This is a genomic window from Nonomuraea aridisoli, assembly GCF_003236395.1.
Taxonomy (GTDB): Bacteria; Actinomycetota; Actinomycetes; order Streptosporangiales; family Streptosporangiaceae; genus Nonomuraea; species Nonomuraea aridisoli.
In genome coordinates this window covers 1-19,282 of sequence record NZ_POUD01000015.1, presented here as the reverse complement: position 1 = coordinate 19,282, position 19,282 = coordinate 1, and the positions used below count along the sequence as shown (strand labels likewise).

Sequence of the window (19,282 nt, the reverse complement as noted above, 5' to 3'; positions counted from 1 at the left end):
GCATGACCTATCTCGTGACGGGAGCCACCGGCTCCGTGGGCAGGCACGTCGTCGCCCACCTCCTCCAAGCGGGCCATCGTGTACGCGCCCTCACCCGCGATCCCGCCAGGGCCGCCCTGCTGCCCGCGGGCGTCGAGGTCGTGCGGGGCGACCTCACCCGTACCGGCACCCTCGTCCCCGCGCTGCGCGGCGTCACCGGGGTGCACCTCATCGACGCCGCCGACGCCGCGTACACGCCGCTGCCCAACGGGGCGGAGATCGTCGAGGCGGTCCGGGACGCGGGCGTGCGCCGGGTGACCCTGCTGAGCGGCTGGTCGCCCGGCACGCTGGAGCCCGCCGTGACCGGCGGCGACCTGGAATGGACGTACGTGCAGCCGACCGAGTTCATGGCCAACGCCCTGGCCTGGGCCGAGCAGATCCGCACGAAGGGCGTGGTCGAGGAGCCGTTCGGCGCGACCAGGACCGCGATGGTGCACGAGTCCGACATCGGCGCCGTCATCGCCGCCGCGCTCACCGAGGACGGCCACCAGGGCAGGTCGTACGGCCTGACCGGCCCCGAACTGCTCGACGTGCCCGCCAAGGTGCGGATCCTGGCCGAGGCGATCGGCCGCGAGATCACATTCACCGAGCTGAGCGTGGACCAACTGCGCCAACGCGACCGGGCCCAGGGCGTGCCGGAGGAGATGACCGAGTTCCAGATCAGGGTCTTCGGCGCCGTGCCGGAAGGCGCCTACCAGGTCACGCCCACGGTCGAGCAGGTGACGGGGCGGCCCCCGCGCACGTTCGCGCAGTGGGCCGCCGAACACGCCGACGCGTTCAGGTGACCGCTCAGTCGAGGCCGCGGCGGGCCAGCAGCGGCCGGATGCTGGGCTCGCGGCCGCGGAAGTTGCGGAAGGCGGTCAGCGGGTCGAGGCTGCCGCCGCGCGAGAGCAGCTCACGGCGGAAGTGGTCGCCGTTGGCCCGGGTGAGGCCGCCGTTCTCCTTGAACCACTCCACGCTCTCGGCGTCGAGCACCTCGCTCCAGATGTAGGAGTAGTAGCCGGCGCTGTAGCCGCCGGAGAAGATGTGCGCGAAGTAGTTGGTCCGGTAACGCGGCCTGACCAGTGGGAAGGCGATCTGGGCGGCCTCCAGGGCGGTCGCCTCGAACGCCTCGGGGTCGTCCACCGTGTCGCCGGGCTCCAGCTTGTGCCAGGCCCAGTCGAGCAGCGTGGCGGCCAGGTATTCGACCGTCTGGAAGCCCTGGTTGAATTTCTCCGACGCCTTCAGCTTCTCCACCAGCTCGGCCGGCATCGGCTCGCCCGTCTCGTAGTGCTTGGCGTAGTTGGCCAGCACCTCCGGCCAGGTCACCCACATCTCGTTGACCTGCGACGGGTACTCGACGAAGTCGCGCGGCACGCTGGTGCCCGACACCCGCGGGTAGCGCACCTGCGAGAACAGCCCGTGCAGCGCGTGCCCGAACTCGTGGAAGGCCGTGTTCACCTCGTCGTACGTCAGCAGCGTCGGCCCCGAGGCCGGCTTGGTGACGTTGAGGTTGTTCATGACCACCGGCTTGAGGCCGAACAGGAACGACTGGTCGACCAGGTTGTTCATCCACGCGCCGCCGCGCTTGGTGTCCCTGGCGTACGGGTCGAGCACGAACAGGCCGAGCCGGTCGCCGTTCTCCTCGAACACCTCGAACACGGTCACGTCGGGGTGGTAGCCGCCGAGGTCGGGCCGCTCGGTGAACGTGATGCCGTACAACTTCGTGGCCGCGAAGAACACGCCGTCGCGGTAGACCCGGTTCAGCTCGAAGTACGGCCGCATCGCCGCGCCGTCGAAGTCGTAACGGGCCTGGCGGACCTTCTCCGAGTAGTACGACCAGTCCCACGGCTCGATGGCGAACCCGGCCTGCTTCGCCAGCTCCTCGGCCTCCTTGCGCGCGTTGCGCACGGCCGGGCCGACGAGCTGGCCGAGCATCTCCTCCACCGCCTCGACGGTCTTCGCGGTCTGGTCGGCCACCGAGTAGGCGGCGTGGTTGGGGAAGCCGAGCAGCTCCGCCCGCTCCGCCCGCAGCGTCGCCATCTCGGCCGCGATCGCGAAGTTGCCCGGCGCCCGGCCGACGCTCAGCTCGTACAGCCGGCGCCGCACGTCGCGGTCGGTGAGCTGGGCCAGGCCGGGCTGGTTGGTGAAGTTGAGCAGCGGCAGGACGTACGTGCCGTCGTCCTTGCGCAGCGACTCGATCTTCGCCTCGTCGAAGCCGTCGAGCTCCTTCGGGTCGGTGACCACCAGCGCCGACTCGGTGGAGGCCTTCAGCAGGCTCTGCGCGAACTCGGTCGACAACTTCGACAGCTCCTCGTTGAGCTCCCGCAGCCGCGCCTGTTCGGGCTCCGACAGGTCGGCCCCCGCCCGGATGAAGTCGTCGCGGTACTTCTCCAGCAGCCAGGACTCCTCAGGGACGTCCGTGGTGACCTGCTTGATGCGCTCCCACAGCGCGCGGTTGAGCCGGATCGCGTCGCTGTGCCGGGTGAGCTGCGGCGAGACCTCCTTCTCGATCGCCATGATGCCGTCGCTCGAATGGGACGCGGCCACACTGAAGAACACCGTGGCCGTACGGTCGAGGACGCGGCCCGACCGTTCCAGCGCCGCGATCGTGTTCTCGAACGTCGGCGGCTCGGGGTTGTTCGCGATCGCCTCGACCTCCGCCAGCTGCTCCGCCATGCCGCGCTCGAACGCGGGCACGTAGTGCTCCTCGCGGACGTCTCCGAACGGGGGCAGCTGATAAGGGAGATCACTGGGGGCGAAGAAGGGGTTCTCTGCCAACGCTGGGGCTCCTCCACGTGGTGTTTTGTCCCCTTCAGCTTGGCACGGAAGGGCAAGTGCCGGGGGCCGTGGAGCGCCGGTTCGAGAATCGTTTTGGTCTTAGCCCCCGAGCTGGGCTATTCTTTCGGACGTCGCCAAGCGCGCTCCGGTAAGGGGCTCGCAACGGTGGGGTATGGTGTAATTGGCAGCACGACTGATTCTGGTTCAGTTAGTCTAGGTTCGAGTCCTGGTACCCCAGCATTGAACGGATGTCTCCGCGGAGACGTCCGTTTTTTCATTTCGCCAGCCGGTGCAGGATCTCGGTGATCTGCCGGTACGCCTTGGCCGTCGGCGCGTGGGTCGCCTCCACCGAGAAGACCTTGAAGGGGTTGCGCGGCGTGGCCGCGTCCGCCTCCTTGATCATCCGGTCCTGCAGCGCAAGCGGGATCGTCCGGTCCTTGGTGTGCCGGATGTACACGCGCGGCACCCGTCCCCACCTCTGCTTGCTGCCCCGGGCGTCGGCGCCGGTCACGAGCATGCTCTCGTCCGGCAGCAGCGTGTTCAGCATCGCGAGGAACTCGCCGTCGGTGGCGTCCTCCATGAACGCCTTCTTGGCCGCGTCCAGAAACTCGCGGTTGTTCGTCCGCCAGTTGATGCGGATCGCGTTGATCACCCTGGGATCGCCGACGATGCCGTTCAGCAGGGTCGGCGTCAGGCTCTCCCGGCCCTCCGGGCTGTTGACGTAGTCGTTGGGCGTGGGCAGGTTCGTGCAGCAGAACGCGCTGGAGTAGACCAGCCGGTCGATCAGGCCGGGCACCTCGTCGGCCGCCTTCGTGATCGTGGCGCCGCCGAGGCTGCCGCCCACGAGGATCGCCGGGCCGTACTCGGCGACGCGGCGCACGACGTTCACCGTGGCCTCGACGTAGTCGTCGAGGGTCACGCTCGCCACCGGGGACGGCAGGTTCGCCAGCTTCGCCAGGTCCTGCGGCGCCTGGTAGGCGACGTGGAACTGCTCTTCGGGGCCGTGGCCGGGCAAGGTCACGCCCACCGTGCGGTGGCCGCGCATGGTCAGCTCGGGGTCGACCGAGGCCACGCCGTTCGAGCCGCTCACGAAGACGAACGTGGTGACCTCCTTCTTCCGGGCGGGCTTCGAGGGGCCGGCGACGGTGGCGGTGACGGCGCCGGCGCCCGTGGCGGCGGCGAGCTGGAGTGCGGTTCTGCGGGTCGGTGCGTTCATGTCTCGATGGTCGCGAAGCGCGGTGTCGGCGCACATCGCCCGGCCGGTTCGACGTGCGGCGGAAGCCGGGCATCCACCGATCGGTGGATGCGTGCCAGGCTTGGTGTCATGAGCCCCATGGACCGTCCCGAGCGCTGGATCTACATGGGGCTCGCGTACGCACTGCTGGCGATCTCCGCGATCGCGGCCGTGCTCACGGGCGACTTCTCCTGGGACGCGTTCGGGCTCGGGGACGGAGCCGCCCCGGCGCGTGAGACAGACCTGGGCGAGGGTGCCCCGGCGGGTGAGGCGCCGTGGGGCGGTCCGCCGTGGGCAGGCGTGCCGTTGCCGGGCGTGCCGGGGGTCGCCCTGCCGCCGTGGCCTGTGCCGGCCGTGGTCTCCGCGCTGTGGCTGATCCCCATCCCCTGGCTGCATCTCCGCCGTGACACCCGCCGCGTGCTCGTCGTCGGCCACTATGTCGTCCTGCTCGCCCTCGCCGGGGCGATGGCCGTGCAGAGCGCCGCCTTCGTCGTGTTCGCCTCGATCGGCTACCCGCTGGCCATCGCCCTGCTCCCCGCCCGGCTGATCATGGCCGGGGTGACCCTCACCGCCATCGTCAACGTCGCCACCCAGGCCGGCCCCGGCGCTCACGCCACGCTGCCCGCCGTACTCGCCGGAGTAGCCCTGCCGCTGGTCCTGGCCGGCTGGTACGTGTCCGGCGAACACGACCGGCGCCGCCGCCTGGTCGACCGCCTGCGGACCGCCCTCGACGAGAACGCCACCCTGAACGCCCGCCTCCTCGACCAGGCCAGGCGGGCCGGCGTGCTCGACGAGCGGAACCGGATGGCCGGCGAGATCCACGACACGGTCGCCCAGGACCTCGTCGCCCTGATCGGCCAGATCGACGCCGCCGGCCGCGCCGGCCACGACGACACCCGCCGCCACCTCGACCGGGCCGGCGAACTGGCCCGCCGCGGCCTGTCGGAGGTCCGCCGGTCCGTACGTGACCTGCGTCCCGAGCCCCTGGAGGACGCGCGGCTGCCCGAGGCCATCGGCGACATGGCCCGCTCCTGGGCCGACGCGGCGGGCGTCGAACTCCGGCTGGAGGTCACCGGCACCCCCGTGGCGCTGTCCCCGGACGTGGAGGCCGCGTTGTTCCGGGTGGCGCAAGAGGCCCTGGCGAACGTCGCCAAGCACGCGGCTGCCACCAGGACGGGCCTGACCCTGTCGTACGCGGACGATCTGGTCCTGCTCGACATCCGCGACGACGGGACCGGTTTCGACCCGCAGACGCGCTCTGACGGCTTCGGGCTCGACAGCATGCGCCAGCGCATCCGCTCGGTGGGCGGCACCTTGGAGATCGAATCGTCGCGCGGCGAAGGCACCGCCATAGCCGTCACCGTCCCGACCATCCCCACCACCGAAACCCCTTGACATCGCGATTGCCGCCGCCGTCCTACCCATCCCGGCCGGTGGGCACGTCGAGCTGACGCTCGGCGGGTTGGTCGTCTTGGGGGAACCGGCCGGTTGTCGCGGCCGTCGTTTCGAGACGGGTGAGGTGGCCGGTGATCTGCCGTGGTTTGCGCGACCCGGGCCCGATGGGCGATGTTGATGCGGTCTGTTCGTTCCCCCGGCTCAGCCCCGAGGGGTAGGCCGATGGGAACGCGGAGCTCGGCCGGAAGCGGGACCGTCGCCGTTTCCGCGATTCCGCTCGCCGGGGCACGACGAGACGGTGAGGGACGTTCGTGGGGAGGGCCGATGGCGTTGAGGCTGCTGATAGCCGACGATCATCCGATCGTGCGCGACGGTCTGCGCGCCGCGTTGAGCGGTGAGCCCGACCTCGAGATCGTCGGTGAGGCGGCCGACGGAGAGCAGGCCGTACGCCTCGCCGCCGACCTGCGGCCCGACATCGTCCTCATGGACCTGCGCATGCCGGGCATGGACGGCGTCGCCGCCATCCGCCTGCTCAGCGGCACGGGGCCGCGCGTGCTGGTGCTCACCACGTTCGACACCGACGTGCTGCCCGCGCTGGAGGCCGGAGCCAGCGGCTACCTGCTGAAGGACGCCCCGCCGGAGGAGCTGATCCGTGCCGTACGCGCCACGCACCGGGGCGAGACCGTGCTCGCTCCCGCCGTGGCCGGGCGTCTGGCCGGTGACCTGCGCAGACCCGCCCGCGGGCGGCTGAGCCCGCGCGAGCTGCAGGTGCTGCGGCTGGTGGCCGGGGGAGCGACCAACAAGGAGGCGGCGGCCGACCTGTTCATCAGCGAGGCCAGCGTCAAGACACACCTGCTGCACATCTACGCCAAACTCGACGTCCGCGACCGCGCCTCCGCCGTAGCCGAGGCCTACCGCCGCGGCCTCCTCACCTCCTGACCGCTCCCCGCCGACCTGCAGCAGCAGCCGAGGGTTACCCCCGCCCTGCTCACCTCTGAACGCCCGCCCGAACCTCAGCTGTAGCCGGGCCGATCCCCGCGGCTTTGTTCTATGGCCGCGGCCGGTTCTTGATCGCTCCGGCGTGTACATCGTCGTACGAGGAGTGCTCCTTGTCGGTGGGGGCTGCGAGGATCGCGTTGTGGAGTTCAACGACCCTGCCGGCATGTTGCGGGCGTGCGTCGAACGGCTTGGTGAGAAGACGGGTCGGCAGTACGCGGCCATGGCTCGCCGGGGGTTTCGGCTGGAGCGTGTGACGGATGACGTTCAGGCCACCGGTCGGTGCCGGCTCGGTGGTCCCGCGCTGCTCGAACCGGGCAGTCCATGGCCCGAGCTCGGCGGTGTCCCGTTGTCCCCGTACGCGGTGCTCGACACCGATGTGCTGGCCCCCTGGCTCGGGGACGATCTGCCCACCCGGCCGGGGCTGCTCAACTTCTTCTTTCTCGATCCCGACCTGCCGTACGAGGAATACCGCAAGCTCGACGCCCACGCGCCTGAGGCATGGCGCGTGATACCCGCTGATCCCGTACGGGCGGTGGAGACGGCCGCGCCCGGACCGGCGCGAAGTCATCCGGCCACGCCCGTTCACGCGGCCGGAGTGGTCATGCTCCCCGATTCCTGGGACGTGGACGATGGTGACGTCGAGTTCGACGAGAGCGCGTACTGGGGCGCGGCGGCGCTCATGCTCGAGAAGATGGACGGCCTCGACGGGAACACCGCCGGCGGCCATCGCGCCTTCGGCTGGCCCGACACCTCGTACGCGTCCCAGGTGACCCGCCGCGACGCCGACGGCCCCGCGATCCACCTGCTTCAGCTCGCGGAGGACGCGGAGCTCGGGTGGGGTTGGGGCGACGCCGGGACGATGTACTTCACGATCCCGGCGAAGGCGTTCGCGGCCGGGGACTTCAGCCAGGCGGTGGCGGACATGCGCTGCTGTTGACCGCACCGCCGGCCCGGGTTGCCCCACCACCTGAGTTGCCGAACCGTACGAGCGCCGGGGATCCGTGTGTGGTCAGTAGCGCGACCTGGGTGTTTCGGTCGCTCAGGGGAACGGCGCCGGTGGCGTCGCTGCTCGGGCGGGCGTCGTGAGTCCCTGCTCCCGATCTGACGGGCGCTGTGCGTGTACGAACGTGAGCAGGGTGAGCGAATGGCGGTGCTTCAACGGCCCGGTCCGAATGGGTTATCTCGGCCCGCGGTCGCGTGGATGCTGCCACGGGTCGGTTCGGAGTGGCGATACTGCTCGGGCCTTCGATTTGGGCGTGGAAATGCGGCGCGGTGGAGTGCGGGTGAGACGCTACAGGGCCGATCTCGCGGGCGGATAAGCGGTTTGGAGTGGTCTTGCGGGTGCGGTAGAGTTACCTGCGTCGCCGGGGAAGCCCGGCACAATCCAGCTTGTGGACAGGGTCCCGTCGTCTAGTGGCCCAGGACGCCGCCCTCTCAAGGCGGTAGCGCCGGTTCGAATCCGGTCGGGACTACCACTTGTCACAAGCTCGCGAAGGTCCCGTCGTCTAGTGGCCCAGGACGCCGCCCTCTCAAGGCGGTAGCGCCGGTTCGAATCCGGTCGGGACTACGTCTGCAACATTCGCTCCGGAGCTGCCAAGCCCGGAGCGTTTCGCATTTTCAGCGCGAACGTTCCAGCAAGAACGTTCCAGGGCACGGCCGCCTCCCCGACTCGGACCATTCGTCCAGGAATCCGGCTTTCATGCGTGCGCATCCCGGTGAGTGGGTTTGCGGTTGCCACTCGGCGGCTTGAGCGCCGCGCAGGCGGGCGGTGGGCAGTGGTTCAGGGCAGCCGCTCGTGCCGCGTCATAGAGCGTGGCACCCTCCGAGCGCTCGCCACGCTGGTCAGCCGGATGTTCCGTCAAGGTCCACGGCGAAGGCCGCCCGGTCGGGGGCCGGCAACCATTGGCGTGCCGGGTCGAACGGCCGGAAGCCGCTCTCGACGAAGCGGGTGAGCAGGGTCAGCACCGGGTGATGGTTCTGCCGGTGATACAGCAGCGAACACGGATAGACGGGCGCGGGGTCAACGAGCGGGATCTGCACGGTGCGGGGATGCCACGGCAACCGCAGCCCTTCACCGCCGAAACCGATGTGCTCACCGGAGGCTATCCGCTCCACGAAGTGCTCCCAGCCGAAGTCGGGCCCCGAGGTGTCGATCCGGATGTCGAACGCGCTGCCGAGGAAGCCGTAGAAGTCGGCCCACTCGCTTCCGGGGACGTTGCCGGGCATCCACACGGTCGATCCGGACAGGCGTTCCATCTCGACGTGCTGCCGACCGGCGAGGGGATGGTCGCGGCTGACGAGAAGATGTACCGGTTCCAGGTACGCGGGGATGTGCCGGAGTTCCTCGTCCAGCGTCCCTCTGACGCGGCAGAAGAACGCGTCGACGGATCCGTGGGTGAGGCCGCCGTGCGCCGATCTGAGCCCGTTCGAGGTGAGGATCTCGATGTCCACGTCCTCGACGGTGTGATGGAACGCCTGGAGCAGATCGACGGTCCGTAGCCGGGTGTCCAAGACGTCGACCCGGAGTGCGCGGCGCCGGGAGCGCAGCAGGCCGACCGCCTGGTCGGCGAGGCCGACGAGGGATCGAGCGTGGTGGAGGAACGCCCTGCCGTCCTCGGTGAGCTCGGCCCCGGCACGGGTGCGGAAGAACAGCCGGACGCCGAGGTCGGACTCCAGCTTCGCGATGCGCTTGGAGATGGCCTGCTGGCTGATGGCCAGCCGGCCCGCGGCCTCGCTGAAGTACCGGTCCTCGGTGATGGCCACGAAGGCCCGAACCGCGCCGAGATCCAGGTCCAGCGGAGGCTGAAAGACAACTTCTGGTTGTGATGTTTCGGTGTGTCGATTGTTGGACAACCACGCCTGCTCTCGGGTCGAATGCTCGGGTTCGTGGCCGACCCTACAACCAAAGGGCGTGTTTAGTGGTGGGATCCTTCGTGCACCTCCACGTGCACACCGAATACAGCATGCTCGACGGCGCCGCCAAGGTCGGCCTGCTGATGGAGGAGGTGGCACGACTGGGCATGTCGGCCGTGGCGATGAGCGACCACGGCAACGTGCACGGGGCGTACGAGTTCTACCAGACAGCGCGCAAGACGGGGATCAAGCCGATCATCGGCATCGAGGCGTACGTCGCCCCCGCCTCCAGACACCACCGCAAGCCGGTGTACTACAGCGACGACCTCTCGTTGCGCCGCTCCGACGACGACACGGGCGAGGGCGGGGACGTCTCCGGGCGCGGTCTGTACACGCACATGACGATGTGGGCGGCCGACCATCAGGGCGTGCGCAATCTCTTCCGGCTGCAGTCCCGGGCCTGGCTCGAAGGGCACGTCCAGAAATATCCGCGCATGGATGATGAATTGCTCGTCGAGCATGGCCAGGGCATCATCGCCACGACCGGCTGCCCGTCCGGCGAGGTTCAGACCCGGCTCCGGCTCGGCCAGTACGACCGGGCCGTCGAGGCTGCCGCCCGGTACCGCGACATCTTCGGCAAGGACAACTACTTCCTGGAGCTGATGGACCACGGCCTCGCCATCGAGCGCCGGGTCCGCGACGACCTGCTCAGACTCGGCAAGGAGCTCGACCTGCCGCCGCTGGCCACCAACGACTCCCACTACGTCACGGAGAGCCAGGCCCAGGCCCACGACGCGCTGCTGTGCGTCGGCACCGGCAAACGGCTTGCCGACGCCGACCGCTTCCGGTTCGGCGGCAACGGCTACTACGTCAAGTCCGCCGCGGAGATGCGCGCGTTGTGGGATGCCGAGGTGCCGGGCGCCTGCGACAACACGCTGCTGGTCGCCGAGCGGGTCGGCGACTACGGGGAGGTGTTCGCGCATCGGGACCTGACGCCGCGGTTCCCCGTACCGGAGGGGGAGAGCGAGTCGAGCTGGTTGCGCAAGGAGACCCTGGAGGGAGCGCGCCGCCGCTACGGCGGCCGACCGTCGCAGGAGGTGCTGGACCGCATCGACTACGAGTTGTCGGTCATCGACATGATGGGCTTCCCCGGCTACTTCCTGGTGGTCGCCGACATCTGCCGGTACGCCCGCGAGAACGGCATCGGCCTGGGCCCCGGCCGCGGCTCGGCCACCGGGTCGATGGTCGCCTACTGCACGGGCATCACCCAGCTGGACCCGATCGAACACAAATTGATCTTCGAACGCTTCCTCAACCCCGAGCGCATCTCCATGCCGGACGTGGACCTCGACTTCGACGACCGCCGACGGGACGAGATGATCAACTACGTCACCCGCAAGTACGGCGACGACCGGGTCTGCCAGATCGTCACGTTCGGCACCATCAAGGCCAAGGCCGCCATCAAGGACTCCTGCCGGGTGCTGGGCCTGCCGTACGCCCTGGGCGACCGCATCACCAAGGCCTTCCCCGCCGCGGACGGAGGCAAGGAGATCCCGCTGGCCGCCATCCACGACACCGGCCACCCCCGCTACGGCGAGGCGGCCGAGCTGCGCCAGATGTACGAGCAGGACCCCGACGTCAGAAGGGTGATCGACACCGCCGCCGGCATCGAGGGCCTCACCCGGGGAACCGGCATCCACGCCGCCGGCGTGATCCTCTCCCGCGAGCCGCTCATCGACGTGATCCCCCTCGTCAAGCCCAAGGCGGACGGACCTGTCATCACCGGCTTCCCCTTCACCCAGGCCGAGGACATGGGCCTGCTGAAGATGGACTTTCTCGGCCTGCGCAACCTCACCGTCATCGGCGACGCCATCGCCAACGTCCGCGCCAACAAGGGCATCGACATCGACGTCCTGGAGATCCCGCTCGACGATGCCGCGACGTACGAACTGCTGGCGCGCGGCGACACGCTCGGCGTCTTCCAACTGGACAGCGGCGGCATGCGGGTGCTGCTGAAGCTGATGCGGCCCACCACGTTCACCGACATCGCCGCGGTGAACGCGCTGTACCGGCCCGGCCCGATGGAGATGAACGCCCACACCAACTACGCCCTGCGCAAGACCGGCAGGCAGCCGGTCGAGCCGATCCACCCTGAGCTGGAGGAGGCGCTGGAACCCATCCTCGGCGATACCTATCACCTGGTGGTCTTCCAGGAGCAGGTGATGGCCATCGCCCAGCAGCTCGCCGGCTACTCCCTCGGCGCCGCCGACATGCTGCGCCGGGCCATGGGCAAGAAGAAGAAGGAGGTCCTGGACGCCGAATGGGACCGCTTCTCGGCGGGCATGCGCGGGCGCGGCTTCTCCGAAGAGGCCGTCAAGGCAGTCTGGGACGTCCTCGTCCCCTTCAGCGGCTACGGCTTCAACAAGTCCCACACCGCCGGCTACGGTCTGGTCTCCTACTGGACCGCCTACCTCAAGGCCAACCACCCGTGCGAGTACCTGGCCGCGCTGCTCACCTCCGTCGGCGACGACAAGGACAAGATGGCCGTCTACCTGTCAGACTGCCGACGCCTGGGCATCAAGGTGCTGCCTCCCGACGTCAACGCCAGCCGGCTGAACTTCACCGCCGTCGGGTCCGAGATCCGCTTCGGCCTGGGCGCGGTGCGCAACATCGGAGCGGGTGTCGTCGAGGCGATCGTCGCCACCCGCGAGTCCCGCGGCGCGTACACCGACTTCAACGACTTCCTCGCCAAGGTTCCGGCGGTCGTCTGCAACAAGCGCGTCGTCGAGTCGCTGGCCAAGGCCGGCGCCTTCGACAGCCTGGGCCACCCCAGAAAAGCCCTGGTCACCGTGCACGAAACCGCGGTGGACGCGGTCGTTGACGTCAAGAGGAACGAGGCGCACGGCCAGGACTCGTTGTTCGGCGAGCCCGGCCAGAGCAGCACCTTCTCGGTCGCGATCCCCGAAGGCGAGTGGGACAAGGCCACCCTGCTCGCCTTCGAACGCGAGATGCTCGGCCTCTACGTCTCCAGCCACCCGCTCGACGGCGCGGAGAGCGTTCTGTCCGCCAACCGCGACACCACCATCGCCGATCTGCTCGCCTCGGGACGTCAGGACGGCGTGACGCGGATCAGCGGCATCGTCTCCGGCTTGCAACGCAAGGTCACCAGACAGGGCAGCCCATGGGCCATCGTCACCCTGGAAGACCACGACGCCTCCGTGGAGTGCCTCGTCTTCCCCAAGACCTACACCTTGTACGGCGAGACGCTGGCCGAGGACCGCGTCATCTCTGTCCGCGGCCGGATCAACGTCCGCGACGAGACGATGAGCGTCTACGGCGAGGACATCGCGATCCTGGACGTCTCCCGGGCGGACACCCATCCACCCGTGGTGATCTCGGTCCAGGAGGCACAGCTGAACCTGCGCGTCGTGCGGGAGCTGAAGCAGATCCTGATCACCTATCCCGGTCGGGCGCCCGTCCACGTGTGCCTGCGTCGCCAGGGTGCCCGGAGCGTGCTGCTGAACCTCGTGCCCTACCAGGTCACTCCGGGGCCCGCCTTCTACGGCGACCTCAAAGCACTGCTCGGCCCCGGCGTGATCGGCGGCACGTGACCGGCGGGTGGGGCCGGCCGCCATGAGCGTGAAGACCGCACAAGAGGTCCCCGGAGCGGCGGGGACCTCTTGTGCGGTGAGTCGGGCGTGTTACAGCGAGCGGGCCTTGAAGAGGGCGCGGCGGGCGGTCTTGGCGATCTGTTTGTCCGGGTGGACCTGGGAGATCAGGTCGAGCAGCTCCTCCACGTGGGCGTGCGGGATCTTCCAGATCACCTCGAGCAGCCCGGTGATCATCTCGTCGCCGATGTCACGCAGGCTGCCGACGAACTCGGAGCGGCCCAGGCCGGCCGAGATCGTCCACATGTCGAGAATCAGCCAGTGGGTGTCGTCCTGGGTCGGCTCGGGCGCCCCCTCGACGCCGAGCTGGCTCAGGTGGGTGGCCGCGTACGGCCGCAGCGACGGCTCCTCGAGCGCCTTCTGCCAGGCCGGGACGGCGGCCTCGCCGAGGGTGCCGACGACGCTGGCCGCCTGCACCCTGATCAGCGCGTCGCTGTCGTCCTCGGCCGCGGCCTCCAGCAGCTCCTCGGCCGCCCGGCCGGGCTCGCGCAGCCGCATCCACGCCGCGAACTCGGCGTCGGCCTCCTCCTCCGGCAGCTCGGCGCTGAGCGCGAGCAGCTCGTGGGCGCTCATGGACTCGATCGCGGGGCGGGCGTCGACCTCGATGTCGGCGTCGTCGATCAGGTGGACGACGCCTTCGGTGCCGAGCGGCGTCAGGCGGACGGTGTCGCCGTCGACCTCGACCATGCCGTAGCCGACCAGCCAGTCGATCGCGGGCGCGAGCGGGTCGCCCGCCGCCTCCCACGCGTCGGAGCCCAGCTCGTCGAGCTCGGCCGCGGCCTCCGACAACTCCCGCGCCAGCTCGTCGCGCCCGCGCGAGCCGCCCCCGAGGAGCAGCCTGACGAGCACGCCCCGGGTCAGCCCGGTCAGCGCCATGGTGAGGTCTTCGTCGTCGAGCTCGGGGTCGCCGTAGTCGACGGAGTGCAGACCGAGCATCCACGCGTCGAGGACGTCCTCGTCGTCGTCGAACGGCCACTCCGCCGTGTCGTCCTGCACCCCGACCGTGCTGCCCTCGCCCGGCTCGATGAACTCGAGGTCGACGGCGAGGTTCCAGATGTTCCACAGCTGGGGCACGACCTCGGAGATCGGGCCGTCGGTCTCGGGCCTGGGCAGCCCGGTGGCCAGCAGCGCCTCCTCGACCTCGGCGTCGGTGAGGAGCGTCTCCTCGCCCACGTGCCGGCCGGAGCCGACCCAGACGGCAAGGTCGCGCGCCATGGCGATCAGCGGCGCCCGGCGGGCGGCCTCGGCCAGCTCGGCGTCGGGACGCAGCCTGATCGTGTCGAGCGCGGCCAGCTGGTCGGCGAACGGCTCGAAGTCGCCCAGGTCACCGGCCTCCTCGTCGTCCTCGTCGCCGTCCTCGGAGTCCTCGAGCAACTCCTCCATGAGGTCGACGAACTCGTCCTCGACGTCGTCCAGCTCGGCCTGCAGATCGGCGAGGGAGTCCGAGCCCTTCGCGAGCCTGCCGGTCTGGTCGAGGAACGTCAGGTACGCGTCCACGGCCGGGAGCATCCCGTCGGCGGCGGCGTCGGGATCCTCCACGACCTTGGGCATGCGCTCGAGCAGCAGGTTGCGCAGGTCGGCGCGCTTCCACGTGCCGAGGTCCTGCGAGAAGGCGAGACGGTGCCACAGTGCGGCGGGCCCCACGAGCTCGGGGTCGCTTCCGGGGGCGTTCGCACGCGCCCACATGATGAACTCTTCGAGCAGGGGTCGCAGCTCAGTGGCGGCTACCTCGATGCGATCTGTCACGCACTCAGGCTAGTGCGCTCCTGAGGCACTCGGCTCCCCAAATACCTGCTTTTGCCGATCATGACGTGCGGCGCATCGCCTCGGTGATGCGTTCGGCGGCGGCCATGACCGGAACGGCGTGGAGGCGGCCGGGGGCCCTGGTGAGGCGTTCGATGGGGCCGGAGACCGACACGGCCGCGATCACCTTGCCGCCGCTGCCCCTTATCGGCGCGGACACGCTGGCCACGCCCTGCTCGCGCTCGCCGACGCTGTGGGCCCAGCCCCTGCGGCGTACGGAGGCGAGCGTGGCGGCGGTGAACTTGGCGCCGCGCAGCCCCCTGTGCAGCCGGTCGGGCTCCTCCCACGCCAGCAGGATCTGCGCCGCCGAGCCGGCCGTCATGGGCAGCGCCGACCCCACGGGGACGGTGTCGCGCAGGCCGCTGGCCCGCTCGGCGGCCGCCACGCACACACGTTCGTCACCCTGGCGGCGATACAGCTGCGCGCTTTCGCCCGTCAGATCCCGCAACTGCATCAGTACGGGCGCGGCCACCGCCAGCAGCCGGTCCTCGCCCGCCGCGGTGGACAACTCCGAAAGCCGGGGTCCGAGGACGAACCTGCCCTGTGTGTCACGACTCACAATGCGGTGGTGCTCGAGTGCGACGGCCAACCGGTGGGCCGTGGGTCGGGCCAGGCCGGTGGCCTGAACGAGCTGCGCCAGTGAAGCGGGCCCCGCTTCGAGGGCGTTGAGTACAAGAACGGCCTTGTCGAGTACTCCGACTCCGCTAGAGTTGTCCATAAACCGATACTGCAGTCTCGACATATGAGAAAGCAAGTCGTAGGTTTCTCCCGCGAGGGGAGCGCCGGTCTCTGACGAGGAGCGCAGAGAACGGAGCCGCTGACAGGAGAGACCGGGTCCGAGCGACCGAGCGGCGATGGGCAGCATCGCACACCAGCAGGAGGAGATCATGGGCCGCACACTGGCCGAGAAGGTCTGGGAGCAACACGTCGTCCGGCGCGCCGAGGGCGAACCGGACCTGCTCTATATCGACCTGCACCTCATTCACGAGGTGACCAGCCCGCAGGCGTTCGACGGGCTCCGTCTCGCCGGGCGCAAGGTGCGACGGCCCGATCTCACCATCGCCACCGAGGACCACAACGTCCCGACGGTGCTGGGCCCGATCGCCGACCCGGTGTCCAAGACGCAGGTCGAGACGCTGCGCAAGAACGCCGCCGAGTTCGGCATCCGGCTGCATCCGATGGGCGACGCCGGCCAGGGCGTGGTGCACATCATCGGGCCGCAGTTCGGTCTCACGCAGCCCGGCATGACGATCGTGTGTGGCGACTCTCACACCTCGACGCACGGCGCGTTCGGCGGCATCGCGTTCGGCATCGGCACCTCCGAGGTCGAGCACGTGCTGGCCACGCAGACGCTGCCGGCCTACCGGCCGAAGACGATGGCCATCGAGGTCTCGGGCGAGCTGCCCGTCGGCGTCACCGCGAAAGACCTGATCCTGGCCATCATCGCCAAGATCGGCACCGGCGGCGGCCAGGGCTACATCGTCGAGTACCGCGGCGAGGCCGTGCGCAAGCTCTCCATGGAGGGCCGCATGACGATCTGCAACATGTCGATCGAGGCGGGCGCCCGGGCCGGCATGATCGCGCCGGACGAGACCACGTTCGCCTACCTGAAGGGCCGTCCGCACGCGCCGGAGGGCGAGGCGTGGGACCAGGCCGTCGAGTACTGGAAGTCGCTGCGCACCGACGACGACGCCGTGTTCGACAAGGTCGTCGAGATCGACGCCTCGACGCTGACCCCGTACGTCACGTGGGGCACCAACCCGGGCCAGGGCCTGCCGCTGGGCGAGACCGTCCCGAGCCCCGAGTCCTTCGACGACCCGGTGGCGCGCGCCGCCGCCGAGCGGGCCCTCGAGTACATGGGCCTGACCGCCGGCACGCCGCTGCGCGAGATCGAGGTCGACACGGTCTTCGTCGGCTCGTGCACCAACGGCCGCATCGAGGACCTGCGCTCGGCCGCCGAGATCCTGCGCGGCCGCCAGGTGAGGACGCGCACGCTGATCGTGCCGGGCTCGATGATGGTCAAGCGGCAGGCCGAGCAGGAGGGCCTGCATGAGGTGTTCAAGGCGGCCGGCGCCGAGTGGCGCGAGGCCGGCTGCTCGATGTGCCTGGGCATGAACCCCGACACGCTCAAGCCGGGCGAGCGCAGCGCGTCCACCTCCAACCGCAACTTCGAGGGCCGCCAGGGCAAGGGTGGCCGCACCCACCTGGTGTCGCCGCAGGTCGCCGCCGCGACCGCCGTCACCGGCCGCCTGACCGCCCCCGCCGACCTGTAAGGAACGACAACGATGGAAGCCTTCACCACCCACACCGGTACGGCGGTGCCGCTGCGCCGCAGCAACGTCGACACCGACCAGATCATCCCGGCCGTCTGGCTCAAGCAGGTCAGCCGCACCGGCTTCGAGAAGGGCCTGTTCGCCGCCTGGCGCGAAGACCCCACGTTCGTGCTGAACGACCCCGCCTACGAGGGCGGCACGATCCTCGTCTCCGGCCCCGACTTCGGCACCGGCTCCTCCCGCGAGCACGCCGTGTGGGCGCTGCAGCAGTACGGGTTCCGCGTCGTGATCGCCGCCCGCTTCGGCGACATCTTCCGCAACAACTCCACCAAGATGGGCCTGCTGCCCGTCGTGCTGCCGGCCGAGAAGGTCGAGGGGCTGCAGGCGGCCGTCGAGGCCGACCCGAAGCTGGAGGTCACCGTCGACCTGGCCGTACGCCAGGTGCGCTGGGCCGATGAGGTGGTGCCGTTCGAGATCGACGACTACACCCGCTGGCGGCTCATGGAGGGCCTCGACGACATCGGGCTGACCCTGCGTCACGCCGACGACATCACCGCATACGAGAATGGTCGGCAGCCATGGCTGCCGACGACCGTCTAGAAGACGACGAACTGGCGCGGCGGTTGCGCGAGGCGCACCGCCGCGTCCGCATGCTCCCCGCCGCCGACAAAGAGCGCGTCGCGCGCCGTTATCTCGCCATTTGCGACCTTGCCAAGCGTGACCCGGAAAGAGCCGCGGCACGTCTGGAAGCGTTTCTCACCTCCCTCGACGCCGATTTCGACACGCCACGAGACGCAGAAAACACGCAGGGTGATTGAGTTCCCCCGCGATCCCGCCTACTTTCGAGCCCGTAAGGGGTTTCTACGTCGTACTCGTGAGCCGGAACCCCGAGCCGTAACTGGGGGAGCAGGACTTTCATGAACAAGCGAGAACTCGTCGAGGCCATCGCGGATCGCGTGGGCGACAGGAAGACGGCCACCGAGGCCGTGAACGCGGTCATCGACGCCATCCAAAAGGCCGTGGCCTCCGGCGACAAGGTCTCGATCACGGGCTTCGGCGCGTTCGAGATGGTGAACAAGCCCGCCCGCACGGCGCGCAACCCGTCCACCGGTGCGGAAATCAACGTCGCTGAGAGCTGGGCGCCCAAGTTCCGCCCCGGCTCCGATTTCAAGGAGCTGGTGAACGAGGGCGGCAAGAAAATCGGCAAGAAGAAGTAAACCGGTTGTCGCTGCGAAACGCCCGGGCCACGGTGGCCCGGGCGTTTCGCGTTCACCGGCCGGGGACCGGGAAGGTCGACAGGGTGACGTAGGTGATCTCGCCGCCCGACATGGCGAGGTTGACCCGCTGGCCGCTGCGCAGCAGCCGCAGCGGGCCCGCCTCGAAGGCGGCCGTGCCGAACTCCAGCACGGTGCCGTCGTCGAGGAACACCGTGCCCGAGCGCGTTGCCTCGTCGAAGGTGCGTACGGTCGCCTGCATGCGGCCAGGATAAGAGTTTGCCCGGCCCGCGGCGAGCGGTACATGATCGCCGTCATGGGCGACTTGCAGCGGTTCGCGTGGGCGAACGGGGTCACCCAGCTCGGCACCCAGATCGTTCTCGTCGCCCTGCCGCTGACCGCCGTCTTCGTCCTCGACGCGGGTGGTGGCCGCGGTCACGGCGCCGTTCGCGCTGCTCGCCGACGCCGTCGCGTACCTCGTCTCGGCGGCGCTGCTGTCCCGCGTACGGGCGGCGGAGCCGGCCCGCGAGGTGCGGCAGGGCACGCTGCGCGCCCAGGTGGCCGAGGGCCTGACGTTCGTCGCACGGGAGCCGGTGCTGCGCAGGGTCGCGGCCGGCGGCGCGCTCACCCGGTTGGCGTTCGGCGTCTGCGCCGTCGGCTACCCGCTGTACCTGGCCGTGGAGCTGCGCGTGGACGCCGCCCTGTACGGCCTGCTGCTGTCGGCGTCCGCGGTCGGCGCGCTGGGCGGCGCGGCGCTGGCCGACCGCCTGACCCGCCGCTACGGCGTGGGCCCCACCCTGTACGGCTCCGCCCTGCTCACCACGGCCCTGCACCTGCCCGCGATCGCCACCGGGCCGGGCTGGCGGCTGCTCATCTTCCCGGTCGCCTCGGCCCTGGCGGGCGTCGCCGCGACGGTCTTCAACGTGGCCCAGCTCAGCTACCGCCAGCGCATCACCCCCGAGCGCATGCTGGGCCGGGTCAACGCCAGCATGCGCTTCCTCATGTGGGGGGCGACGCCGCTGGGCGGGCTGGCGGTAGCTGAGC

16 protein-coding genes and 3 tRNA genes are annotated in these 19,282 nt (G+C 69.8%); 13 read left to right on the top strand and 6 right to left on the bottom strand.

The window, feature by feature from the left end:
• The first annotated feature begins 2 nt into the window (after positions 1–2).
• Positions 3–824, top strand: a complete 822-nt coding sequence (locus C1J01_RS06080) for an NmrA family NAD(P)-binding protein (RefSeq protein WP_111176899.1) — start codon at positions 3–5, stop codon at positions 822–824.
• A gap of 4 nt (positions 825–828) precedes the next feature.
• Here C1J01_RS06080 and C1J01_RS06075 read toward each other — a convergent pair whose 3' ends face one another.
• Positions 829–2,799: a M3 family metallopeptidase gene (locus C1J01_RS06075; protein ID WP_111176897.1), complete on the bottom strand. Its 1,971-nt coding sequence runs from the start codon at positions 2,797–2,799 to the stop codon at positions 829–831.
• A 166-nt stretch (positions 2,800–2,965) separates the two neighbouring features.
• Here C1J01_RS06075 and C1J01_RS06070 point away from each other — a divergent pair.
• A tRNA-Gln gene (locus C1J01_RS06070) sits at positions 2,966–3,037 on the top strand.
• Positions 3,038–3,073: 36 nt separating this feature from the next.
• Here C1J01_RS06070 and C1J01_RS06065 read toward each other — a convergent pair.
• Entirely contained in the window at positions 3,074–4,015 is a 942-nt protein-coding gene (locus C1J01_RS06065; protein ID WP_111176895.1) for an alpha/beta hydrolase, read from the bottom strand.
• A gap of 108 nt (positions 4,016–4,123) precedes the next feature.
• On the opposite strand from C1J01_RS06065, the gene C1J01_RS06055 reads away from it, so the two are divergent.
• The 5 genes from C1J01_RS06055 (at position 4,124) to C1J01_RS06035 (ending at position 7,994) form a co-directional block, all read left to right on the top strand.
• Positions 4,124–5,428, top strand: coding sequence for a sensor histidine kinase (locus C1J01_RS06055; protein ID WP_181448594.1), 1,305 nt, complete (start codon positions 4,124–4,126; stop codon positions 5,426–5,428).
• A gap of 324 nt (positions 5,429–5,752) precedes the next feature.
• Positions 5,753–6,367 carry a response regulator gene (locus tag C1J01_RS06050; protein ID WP_111176889.1) on the top strand — a complete coding sequence of 205 codons (615 nt, stop codon included), beginning with the start codon at positions 5,753–5,755 and terminating at the stop codon, positions 6,365–6,367.
• Positions 6,368–6,677: 310 nt separating this feature from the next.
• On the top strand, positions 6,678–7,364 hold the full coding sequence (locus C1J01_RS06045; RefSeq protein WP_220039762.1) for a DUF1963 domain-containing protein: 687 nt from the start codon (positions 6,678–6,680) through the stop codon (positions 7,362–7,364).
• Positions 7,365–7,826: 462 nt separating this feature from the next.
• Positions 7,827–7,902: transfer RNA gene (locus tag C1J01_RS06040), tRNA-Glu, on the top strand.
• A gap of 19 nt (positions 7,903–7,921) precedes the next feature.
• Positions 7,922–7,994: transfer RNA gene (locus tag C1J01_RS06035), tRNA-Glu, on the top strand.
• Positions 7,995–8,269: 275 nt separating this feature from the next.
• Here C1J01_RS06035 and C1J01_RS06030 read toward each other — a convergent pair.
• Complete coding sequence (locus C1J01_RS06030) at positions 8,270–9,439, bottom strand: LysR family transcriptional regulator (protein ID WP_268958595.1); 1,170 nt, start codon at positions 9,437–9,439, stop codon at positions 8,270–8,272.
• On the opposite strand from C1J01_RS06030, the gene dnaE reads away from it, so the two are divergent.
• Complete coding sequence (dnaE, locus tag C1J01_RS06025) at positions 9,346–12,891, top strand: DNA polymerase III subunit alpha (protein WP_181448593.1); 3,546 nt, start codon at positions 9,346–9,348, stop codon at positions 12,889–12,891. The genes C1J01_RS06030 and dnaE overlap by 94 nt on opposite strands.
• 90 nt (positions 12,892–12,981) lie before the next feature.
• Here dnaE and C1J01_RS06020 read toward each other — a convergent pair whose 3' ends face one another.
• Complete coding sequence (locus C1J01_RS06020; RefSeq protein WP_111176885.1) at positions 12,982–14,694, bottom strand: hypothetical protein; 1,713 nt, start codon at positions 14,692–14,694, stop codon at positions 12,982–12,984.
• Positions 14,695–14,752: 58 nt separating this feature from the next.
• Positions 14,753–15,469: an IclR family transcriptional regulator gene (locus tag C1J01_RS06015; RefSeq protein ID WP_043618626.1), complete on the bottom strand. Its 717-nt coding sequence runs from the start codon at positions 15,467–15,469 to the stop codon at positions 14,753–14,755.
• 169 nt (positions 15,470–15,638) lie between these two features.
• Between C1J01_RS06015 and leuC the strand changes: the two genes are divergently transcribed.
• From leuC to C1J01_RS05995, 4 genes are all read left to right on the top strand, one after another.
• Complete coding sequence (gene leuC, locus C1J01_RS06010; protein WP_111176985.1) at positions 15,639–17,024, top strand: 3-isopropylmalate dehydratase large subunit; 1,386 nt, start codon at positions 15,639–15,641, stop codon at positions 17,022–17,024.
• 12 nt (positions 17,025–17,036) lie between these two features.
• A complete protein-coding gene (gene leuD, locus C1J01_RS06005; protein WP_111176883.1) occupies positions 17,037–17,624 on the top strand; it encodes a 3-isopropylmalate dehydratase small subunit in 588 nt (195 codons plus the stop codon).
• A complete protein-coding gene (locus C1J01_RS06000) occupies positions 17,603–17,842 on the top strand; it encodes an SCO5555 family protein (protein WP_111176881.1) in 240 nt (79 codons plus the stop codon). Before leuD ends, C1J01_RS06000 begins: the two co-directional genes overlap by 22 nt.
• Before the next feature lie 99 nt (positions 17,843–17,941).
• Positions 17,942–18,241, top strand: coding sequence for an HU family DNA-binding protein (locus C1J01_RS05995; RefSeq protein WP_090760437.1), 300 nt, complete (start codon positions 17,942–17,944; stop codon positions 18,239–18,241).
• 52 nt (positions 18,242–18,293) lie between these two features.
• On the opposite strand, the gene C1J01_RS05990 is transcribed toward C1J01_RS05995, so the two are convergent.
• A complete protein-coding gene (locus tag C1J01_RS05990) occupies positions 18,294–18,500 on the bottom strand; it encodes a hypothetical protein (RefSeq protein ID WP_111176879.1) in 207 nt (68 codons plus the stop codon).
• A gap of 163 nt (positions 18,501–18,663) precedes the next feature.
• Between C1J01_RS05990 and C1J01_RS05985 the strand changes: the two genes are divergently transcribed.
• Positions 18,664–19,282 (top strand): MFS transporter (locus C1J01_RS05985; RefSeq protein WP_181448592.1); only part of this gene is annotated, 619 nt, incomplete at its 3' end.